This is a genomic window from Streptomyces sp. N35, assembly GCF_016464295.1.
In the GTDB taxonomy this organism is placed as follows: domain Bacteria; phylum Actinomycetota; class Actinomycetes; order Streptomycetales; family Streptomycetaceae; genus Streptomyces.
Genome location: NZ_JAEIMH010000160.1, coordinates 1 through 8,072, shown reverse-complemented (window position 1 = coordinate 8,072; position 8,072 = coordinate 1). Strand labels below are relative to the sequence as shown.

At 67.1% G+C, this 8,072-nt stretch carries 9 protein-coding genes and 1 pseudogene; 8 read left to right on the top strand and 2 right to left on the bottom strand.

Annotated features, from left to right (window positions below; translation table 11 throughout):
• The first annotated feature begins 1,068 nt into the window (after positions 1-1,068).
• Positions 1,069-1,602, top strand: coding sequence for a WhiB family transcriptional regulator (locus JAO81_RS43535; protein ID WP_307814221.1), 534 nt, complete (start codon positions 1,069-1,071; stop codon positions 1,600-1,602).
• A 101-nt stretch (positions 1,603-1,703) separates the two neighbouring features.
• The gene (locus JAO81_RS41035) at positions 1,704-2,432 is read left to right on the top strand and encodes an HNH endonuclease family protein (RefSeq protein ID WP_199553112.1); all 729 of its coding nucleotides are present in this window, start codon (positions 1,704-1,706) and stop codon (positions 2,430-2,432) included.
• A gap of 479 nt (positions 2,433-2,911) precedes the next feature.
• Here JAO81_RS41035 and JAO81_RS43240 read toward each other — a convergent pair whose 3' ends face one another.
• Positions 2,912-3,229, bottom strand: coding sequence for a hypothetical protein (locus tag JAO81_RS43240; RefSeq protein WP_233416635.1), 318 nt, complete (start codon positions 3,227-3,229; stop codon positions 2,912-2,914).
• Between the two features lie 64 nt (positions 3,230-3,293).
• Between JAO81_RS43240 and JAO81_RS41030 the strand changes: the two genes are divergently transcribed.
• From JAO81_RS41030 to JAO81_RS41010, 5 genes are all read left to right on the top strand, one after another.
• The gene (locus JAO81_RS41030; protein WP_307814219.1) at positions 3,294-3,878 is read left to right on the top strand and encodes a L,D-transpeptidase family protein; all 585 of its coding nucleotides are present in this window, start codon (positions 3,294-3,296) and stop codon (positions 3,876-3,878) included.
• A gap of 65 nt (positions 3,879-3,943) precedes the next feature.
• Complete coding sequence (locus JAO81_RS41025; RefSeq protein WP_199553111.1) at positions 3,944-4,561, top strand: hypothetical protein; 618 nt, start codon at positions 3,944-3,946, stop codon at positions 4,559-4,561.
• A 539-nt stretch (positions 4,562-5,100) separates the two neighbouring features.
• Positions 5,101-5,658: a hypothetical protein gene (locus JAO81_RS41020; protein ID WP_199553110.1), complete on the top strand. Its 558-nt coding sequence runs from the start codon at positions 5,101-5,103 to the stop codon at positions 5,656-5,658.
• Positions 5,659-5,877: 219 nt separating this feature from the next.
• Positions 5,878-6,090: a hypothetical protein gene (locus JAO81_RS41015; RefSeq protein ID WP_199553109.1), complete on the top strand. Its 213-nt coding sequence runs from the start codon at positions 5,878-5,880 to the stop codon at positions 6,088-6,090.
• Positions 6,091-6,346: 256 nt separating this feature from the next.
• A protein-coding gene (locus JAO81_RS41010; RefSeq protein ID WP_199553114.1) for an IS5 family transposase occupies positions 6,347-7,227 on the top strand; the annotation gives its coding sequence in 2 pieces (ribosomal slippage) (positions 6,347-6,710 and positions 6,710-7,227; 882 coding nt in all).
• 14 nt (positions 7,228-7,241) lie between these two features.
• Here the strand turns inward: JAO81_RS41010 and JAO81_RS41005 are convergent.
• Positions 7,242-7,727, bottom strand: a complete 486-nt coding sequence (locus tag JAO81_RS41005; protein WP_233416633.1) for a hypothetical protein — start codon at positions 7,725-7,727, stop codon at positions 7,242-7,244.
• Between the two features lie 142 nt (positions 7,728-7,869).
• Here JAO81_RS41005 and JAO81_RS43235 point away from each other — a divergent pair.
• Positions 7,870-8,072 (top strand): annotated as a pseudogene (locus JAO81_RS43235) (IS5/IS1182 family transposase); the annotation flags it as partial.

Genomic DNA, 8,072 nt, shown 5'->3' with positions numbered 1-8,072 from the left:
CGATCGGCGCAAGAGTAGCCGCACCGCCGGCTGTCAGGGCAACGAGAATGGCACTGGTGACCAATCGACGCTGAGCAACGTGAGTGACTTTCATGTGAATCTCCTGATGACGCCAGGCCGTATTCATCGAGCCTGAGGTGTGGTTCGGGCAGCGAGGTGGAGGACCGCGCGCAGCGGATCCACTTCAGTTCGCCGTTGCAACAATGTGACGCAACATCAGGAATTGCTTCTCGCAATGGATTACATGAGGCAACGAAGGTGGACAGTCATCTGATGAAGGTTGACAGGCTGCATCGATTGTCCGAATCATCCAGCTGGACACCCGGAACTTGACCGCTGCGCGGATGAACTGGATCAGAAGGCCAGGTCGTCATCGAGGCCGACGATCATCTCCGACTCGGCGATCGTCCCGTCGTCGCTGTCGATGGCCCGCAGCGTCTGCTGCATAGCCCAGGTGAAGGGCGAAGATCTGAAGCCTGACCCTGCTACTGGTTCGGGTACCAAGTTCGGCACCAGTGCTGGTGGTTCGGGTGAGGGCCCGTCCGGTCAAGGTACGAACTCCACCGGCCCAGGTCCGGCGCCAGTGCGTCCGGGCGGGTAGCGGAGTGCGGGCGGCTATGCGATTGCTCCGGTCGCCGCGTCTCTGCCCCACATCAACGACCCCGACGGTTCGACAGGGGGCGTGAGTCTGGCCGCGACCAGCGGGGAGGGTTTGGCGCCGCCAGTACTCGTTGGCCGCGGTCTCCTCGCAGCTGGACCTGCAGCTCGGTGACGTCGGGCTCGGCCGGCACGCCTGCCCCGTATTCAACGCTTGAGGCACAACGGGGCCGACCGCGTCATCACCGCGCGGTCCCGCTCTCCCAGTAAGTGAGGGTGGGCGGGGCCGTATCTGCCCTGACCGCGGCCCTGCCCGTCCTCCCTATGCACACACCATGCCGTGAAACCGGCAGCGGCCTGCCGAGCCGGGCGCGATGGCCGGGTCCGTGACCACGTCGTTGCGGGCGTAGCACCGAACTACTCATCGGGCCAAGGCAAGTTGTTCGGCCCCGCTGCCCCACCACCGAGAGGATGGAGTCTGCGATGGTTGAGCGTGTGATCCGCGCATCTGGCGGTCGCCGGGCGGCTGAAGAAGACCAGCGGCGAGTGGCCGGCTGCTCCAGTTACGGGCCCGGACCCGGTCGCGGTCCGCTCGTCGGCGCAGGAGCGGGGCCTGCCGGCCAATGTGCGAGGCCGGGCGCCGCGTGCGGTTGTCCGGAAGCCCACGGGCGCACCGTACCGGCACAGGCGGGCGGGAGCAGCTGGCGGGATTGGGCGGTATGCGCGGGTCGGGATCCGGAGTTGTGGTTTCCCTTCGACGCGGATGCCAACGGCGTCGCGGCGGTCGAGGCGCGTCGTTTGTGCGGCGTGTGTCCGGTCCAGGCTGTGTGCCTGGACGATGCGCTGGCCACCGAAGGGACCCGCTTGGCATCCTCCCGTTTCGGGATCCGGGCCGGGCTGAACGGGGAAGAGCGCTTCGCCTTGTACCGCCGCGCCGAACGCGCCAAGCGCCGCGCGCGAAGGCTCTCCGCTCGCCTGACCACCGCCGCGGCCCAGCAGACGTGAGGACCGGCGCCGCCCGTCTCCTGCCCCCCAACAGTCCTGGAAGGTTTCACCCGGTGCAGCACCCTTCACGCCTGCGTACCGCCCGTCGTACCGCAGCTGTCATGCTCCTCGTCGCGCTCGCGGCGACCGGCTGTGAATTCGACGGCGGTACGAGCGCCGATGCGAAACCGGCCAGCACAGCATCCACAGGCGGGACTGCGGCGAAGCCGGGCAGCGCACTCGCCGCTCTGAACGCGCTGCCGGTGAAGGGCCGTGCGCCGAAGACCGGCTACGTACGCACCGGAAAGTTCGGCCCGGCCTGGTCCGACTCGACCACTGCTCCCGGTAGCCGCAACGGCTGCGATACCCGTAACGACATCCTGCGCCGCGACCTGGTGAACGTGACGGGCAAGGACGGTTCGGCGTGTGTCGTGGCGGCCGGCACCCTGCCTGCTGATCCATACACCGGAAAGCGCATCGACTTCGTACGCGGCCGCACCACGTCGATGGCCGTGCAGATCGATCACGTCGTCGCGTTGTCCGATGCGTGGCAAAAGGGCGCTCAGCAGATCAGCCAGCCCCAGCGCGAGGCCCTCGCGAATGATCCGCTGAATCTGATTGCGGCGGACGGACCGGCCAATCAGCAGAAGTCGGATGCCGACGCGGCATCGTGGCTGCCTGCGAACAAGTCGTACCGGTGTACGTACGTGGCGCGGCAGATCGCGGTGAAGACGAAATACGAGCTGTGGGTCACGGCGGCAGAACGGGAAGCGATGCAGCGGGTATTGAACATCTGCCCGGCTCAGGCGCTGCCCGGCGAGCAGTCCGCCGGTGTGGCAGTCAAACCATAGAAGGGGCCCCACCGGTGCGTTCCGGCATGGCCCGCTCCCCGGCTTCCGGCGTGCGCGTTGAGACGATTGGTCGCCCTCACCGTCCGCTCGTGCGGAAACCAAAGTGACAGAACCTACCCGCGCCGGTCGTAACGGCAGCAGGAAGCACCTACCGAAAGAGGGTGAAGAGGAGTCCGGGGCGGCGTCGGGGAGGATGCGCCGCCCCAGGAATCCAGGACCGGGACGGCGGTCAGCAGTGCCCGCTGCCGCAGTCCCGGCAGGCGACGAGCAGGAACGACGGTAACCGCTCACTCGTACGCCTGTCAGGGTCCCCAACCACCTCTGCCTCAGCCGGTGATGACGCCATCGGCGCGCCGTCCGCTCACCCGATTGGGGCATGCTGCCCGCCGCCCGCACTGCTCCGCAGCTCCCGAAGTTATTGCCGTCTTGCTGCCGTAATAGGATGAAATACTCCGTGCAGTAACGTTTCTGCTGCCTTGTCAGAGAGGATGTGAAGTGAAGCACCGCAGGAAGCGCTGGACACCGACGGTCATTGCCACCGTGGCCGTCGCGGGCGTGGCCACAGCAGTCACCGTGGTGGCGAACGCGGATGCCCCGGACGCCCGGCACGTCTCCGCGGCCAGCAACGGCGACGACCTGCCGTCCGCGTCTGCTTCCACATCGCAGTCCCCGTCTGCGAGCGCAAGTCCTTCCAGCTCGGAGAGCGCGAGCGCTGCGCCGAGCACCTCCAGCACCATGGCCCGGATACCGTCTGCCGCTGCGCCATCGCAGACGCCGAAGAAGACGCCAGACTCCACAAAGAGCCCATCCCGCGCTGGCGGGAAGAACAGCGCCGTGCCTACTGCAGCCCGGAGCTGGCCCGTGCCTGTGCAAGTCGGCAGCTCCCGGCAAGTGATCACGGTGAAGGCGTCCGGGTCCCGCGCCACGGTCACGGCCTGGCAGAAGAACAGCAGCGGCTGGAAGCAGCAGTTGTCCACCAACCAGGCCCGGGTCGGATCCAACGGGATCACCAATGGCGCCACCCGCACCCAGGGCACCTCCACGACACCGACCGGCACGTACACGATCACCGAGGGCTTCGGCATCAACGCCAACCCGGGCACGAAAGTCCCCTACACACAGGTCACTGCGGATCACTGGTGGGTGGAGGACCCCAAGTCGGCCTACTACAACCAGATGCGGCGCGCCTCAGAGGGCGGTTTCCCCCTCACCGAAGCAGGGGAGCGGGGCAGCGAGCAGATCATCCGGCACACTCCGGCCTACCGCTACGCCTTGGTGATCGACTACAACCTGTGGCCCGCTGTGCCCGGCCGGGGCGCCGGCATCTTCCTGCACGTCAACGGCCAGGGCGCAACCGCCGGCGGTGTCTCGGTCCCGCAGGCGACAATGACGCAGATCATGCGCTGGATCGACCCGGCAGCCCAGCCCCGCATCGCAATTGGCTGACGCCTCCCCACCCTGCCAACGATCGGAGCCCGACGGCGTCCACCAGGCGCAAGCCCCACAAGAGCGTGAACCACGGTGTGGTGTTCCTGAACGAGACCGCACAGCTGCGCGCGGCCATCGTGCAGGACCTTGCCACCGCTGACGACCGCATTTGTCCAGGTCTTGAGCATGCGCTGCACCTAGTCGACGACTACGCCACTACCCCGGAGTGCGCGAAAGTGCGCCGCTGGGTCGCCGGGATCCTCGACGAAGCAGACGTCGACCCCGGCAAGGACCTCGTCCAGGCCGTCAAATCCCTGCGCCAGGCCGTACCCGACCTGGGCCCGGGGGGCGGCCGTCTTGCTGATCAAACCGCTCACCACCCCGGAGGCGCGATGAAGACCACCGAGATACGCAAACGAACTGGCCCGACAGCGAAGAGTGCGACGCTACATCTACTGCTGGGAGTGGTGGTGTTCGGCATGGGGCTGATGGGCGGGACCCGGCGCGCCGGCGGGGGCGGCCCGCCGCGCGCGCCCCCGCCCCGCTGCCGCCCCGCCCCCTCCGTGGAAGGGCCCCGGCCCTCATGTCGCCGGCGACGCGATCCGCCACGGTCTGGTCCCTCTTTATATCGGATCAATACGGTTCTAGCGGGTTTTTCAGCGGGTGCTCAGACGGTCTTCATGTACGGCTTGGATCTTTGAGACGTGACCGGGAGCAGGCATCCCGGATCGAGGATCGGCGCAGTCCGCCAGTAGATCTGGAGACTCGCTCAAGGGCGCGGTTCGGCGCAGTCCGCCAGGGGTCTGGAGACTCGCCGAACGCCGCGCCGCCGCGGCCTGGGCACTCGGCCGACCGCACCGACACGGCAGGGACTCGGTGCACGCGTTCCCCGGCCGTGTGCACCTGCGGGTGCACGATTCGTCGGCCGTACGCCGGGCCTTAACACGGGTTTCGTTCACCTGCATTGGGCAAACCGACACCCTGCGCAGGGCCGGACCCGGACCGCCTCAGCCTGCCGGCTCGCAGGCCTCAGCCGTATCCACGAGTCGTCCTCGCGAAAGACCTGGGACGGGGCACGCGACCGAGCCCGTCAACCAGCCTGTGCGATCGTCAACTTTCGGCGCGCGAGCAGGGCTCGGGGGTGAACTATCTTCCGGATCCGAAGGAGCAAGTTGCAGGCAGGGCCTGGGCTTGACCGGCAATGCCGAGCGGGCTGCCCTATACCAGCAAGGACTGATGGATGCACGAGAACGCGATCGCGCCCATGCCGCCGGATGCCGATGCCGTACGCGCATGGCTGTGGCCGGCCCGCAATGAGGTGCTCCTTCGGGCGTCCTTCGTCTCACTTCTGGTGTGTTTCAACCAGCCAGCGCGGGACGTGGCCTGGTGGCTTTTCCCGCTGGTGGCTGTCGCTGTGACTGTGCGACAGGACGGGCCGGTTCTGCTACGCCCTTGCGGGTTGACCGTGTTCCGACCTTGGCCGCACACCGTGGCGTGGCGCGACATGAGCGCCATCTACCTGGACGCCAAGGACTGCTCGCTGATGGTCACCACCAGCGTCCGCTCGATGCGTTTGCCCCATGCTTACGGTCAGGGCACGCACGCGCGTGCCACGCAGATGCTGCTCACAGATCTCATCCCGCATTGGTGGCGCACCCACGGCGGCCCACCGCAAGGCCAACTCACCCCGCTGCCCGCCTCGACGTTCCTGTCCTGGCGGTGGCCCCGGCCGGCCTTCGCTGCCGGCTGCTGCCTGATCCTGGGCACCGTGCTGGTGCTGGCGCTCCGAGCAGGCTGAACTCTCGGCAGGCGACCTCTTCGCGCTGACAGGAATCAACCTCGCACGGTGACTTGCTCACTCTTGGCGATCTCGCGCGCGACGGGCCGTGAGCAACGTGTGAGGTCCAAGAGTGGTGAGAGGGCGTGAGCGCCGTGAGTGTCATCGGACGCACACCGTGATGCCGTCTACGGCCCTGGGCCGCCGGACTCGTGCCGTGTGCGGCTGGTGCGATGGCAGGTGCGGCATCACGAGTGCGGCACGCCTCCGCGTTTCGCCTACACGATCGCTCTCGAGCGGGTCCGGTCCTGGACCGGACTGCTGCACTGGTGGACCCACCTGTCCAGGAAGGAGTTCCTCGCCGCCACCGACTGGATCAGTCTGGTCGAGCGGACGCTGGAGCCCGCCGGGCGGCCGTCAGCGGACTGCTGCCCTCCCAGCCGCGGGATTTGAGCGGTGGCCCGGTCGGCGATCGGCCGGCGTCTGGCTGACGTGTCCGCGGACGCCCCGCGTGACCCCCTGGGCCGCGGGCAGGACCTGTTGGGGGACGTCTTGGCACCCTTGGTGCCACACCGCTGGTCTTAAGGCTGTTTCAGCCCTGTTCGCATCACGGGTGTACCGGGCTCTCTCCGGCCACCGTGACGCCGCACGACTAGGGCCTGTCCGGCGGATCATGTGACTGTCGCGTCTCCAGCTCGTTGGCATGGGCATGGGGCGGGGAGATCTGACGGCTGATGAGTGGGCGCGACTGAAGCCCCATCTACCCAAGGCCGGACAGCGCGGCGGGCGTTGGGCGAGCCATCGCAGGGTGATCAACGGGATTCTGTTTCGGGAACGTACCGGGGTTCCGTGGCGGGATCTGCCTGCACGTTTCGGTCCGTGGAAGACCATCTACGAGCGGCACAGACGCTGGTCGGCGGACGGCACCTGGGACAAGATCTTGGCTGCCGTCCTGGCCGATGCGGACGCGGACGGCCGCATCGACTGGTCGATGGTGAGCGTGGATTCGACCTCGTGCCGCGCCCACCAACACGCCGCCGGAGCGCGCAAGAAGCCGCCGCGAGTGCCGGGAAAAGACGCACGCCCCGGCAGCACCGCCCCGATGAGGGACTCGGACGCTCCCGGGGCGGACTGACCTGCAAAATCCACCTCGCCGGCGAGGGAGGCAGGCGACCACTCGCATTCCTGCTCACGCCGGGTCAGTGGGGCGATGCCCCACAGCTCATCCCGGTCATGGATCGTGTCCGGGTCGCCCGCCAGGACGGCGGCCGTCCCCGCACCCGACCCGACCACCTCAGCGGCGACAAGGCGTACTCATCCCGCCGAAACCGCCGCTACCTGCGAAGACGCCAGATCAAGCACACCATCCCCGAGCCGAAAGACCAGCGGGCCAACCGCAAGCGCCGTGGCAGCCAGGGCGGCCGGCCCACCGGCTTCGACAAGACGATCTACAAGCGCCGCAACGAAGTCGAGCGAACGATCAACGCCCTCAAGAACTCCCGGGCCGTCGCCACGAGATACGACAAACGGGCCTACGTCTTCCACGGCACCGTCACTGTCGCGACAATCCGACTCTGGCTCCGTCCATGATCCGTCGAGCCAGCCTAGTTATCGAACCAGACCACCAGGCGGACGTTCTCCGCACTGTGCCTTTTGGCAAGCACGGTCATCACCGACCACACGTCACCCCACTCCTCATCACGCACCACCTGGCGTCGGGTGAGGAGTGTCTTGGGCTCGGACGGCCCTCCGAATGATCCCGTACTCTCCCAATCTGCACCTTCCAATTCGGCCCAGCTGATCCACGACGGGCTGTGCGAGTCCTCCCGTTCCCACTCGAAGGCGCGCGTTACAGCACGTGAGGCGTCTCGCGGGAAGCCACGTTGCGCGGCGAGCGGCTCGAAAGACCGTCCTCGGACGCCGAACAGACAGCCGAAGGCTTCGTAGGACCGGCTGTTATAGACGTGATTCAGGGCCATCGCGGGGTGCCAGCGGAAGAACAACTCGTCGTCGTCGGGCTCCGAGCTGTCGATGTAGCTGTTCCTGACCTCAATGAATCCATGGATATCCGTGCCCATGAAGCCGATCATGGCAGGCATGCCAGATCGCTCACCAGGCGATATTGCAGCTGAGGCACGGCTCTCCTGACGCGCCCAGTCAACTCAACCTTTGATCCGCCGGACAGCCCCTAAAGGCTGTTGCAGAAGGCTCTGATCTGGGCATTTCCTGTGTATGGCTGGGGTGTTGAGGGCTGAGCGGGTGTGGGTGGAGACGTTCTCGGGGCTGCGGATGCGGCAGTTTGATGGGCTGCTGAAGGTGGTGCGTGAACGAGGCGGGAACGGTCCCGGCGGCGGCCGTCCGTGATGCCTGCCGTTGGCGGATCGGGTGCTGTTGGTGGCCGTCTATTACCGCACGAACCTGACCATGCGGCAGCT

Bases quoted from the DNA above. Each gene is read 5' to 3' on its own strand.
- JAO81_RS43535 (WP_307814221.1), top strand. From the start codon at position 1,069: ATGGAGTCTGCGATGGTTGAGCGTGTGATCCGCGCATCTGGCGGTCGC.
- JAO81_RS41035 (WP_199553112.1), top strand. From the start codon at position 1,704: ATGCTCCTCGTCGCGCTCGCGGCGACCGGCTGTGAATTCGACGGCGGT.
- JAO81_RS41020 (WP_199553110.1), top strand. From the start codon at position 5,101: ATGCACGAGAACGCGATCGCGCCCATGCCGCCGGATGCCGATGCCGTA.
- JAO81_RS41005 (WP_233416633.1), bottom strand. From the start codon at position 7,727: ATGATCGGCTTCATGGGCACGGATATCCATGGATTCATTGAGGTCAGG.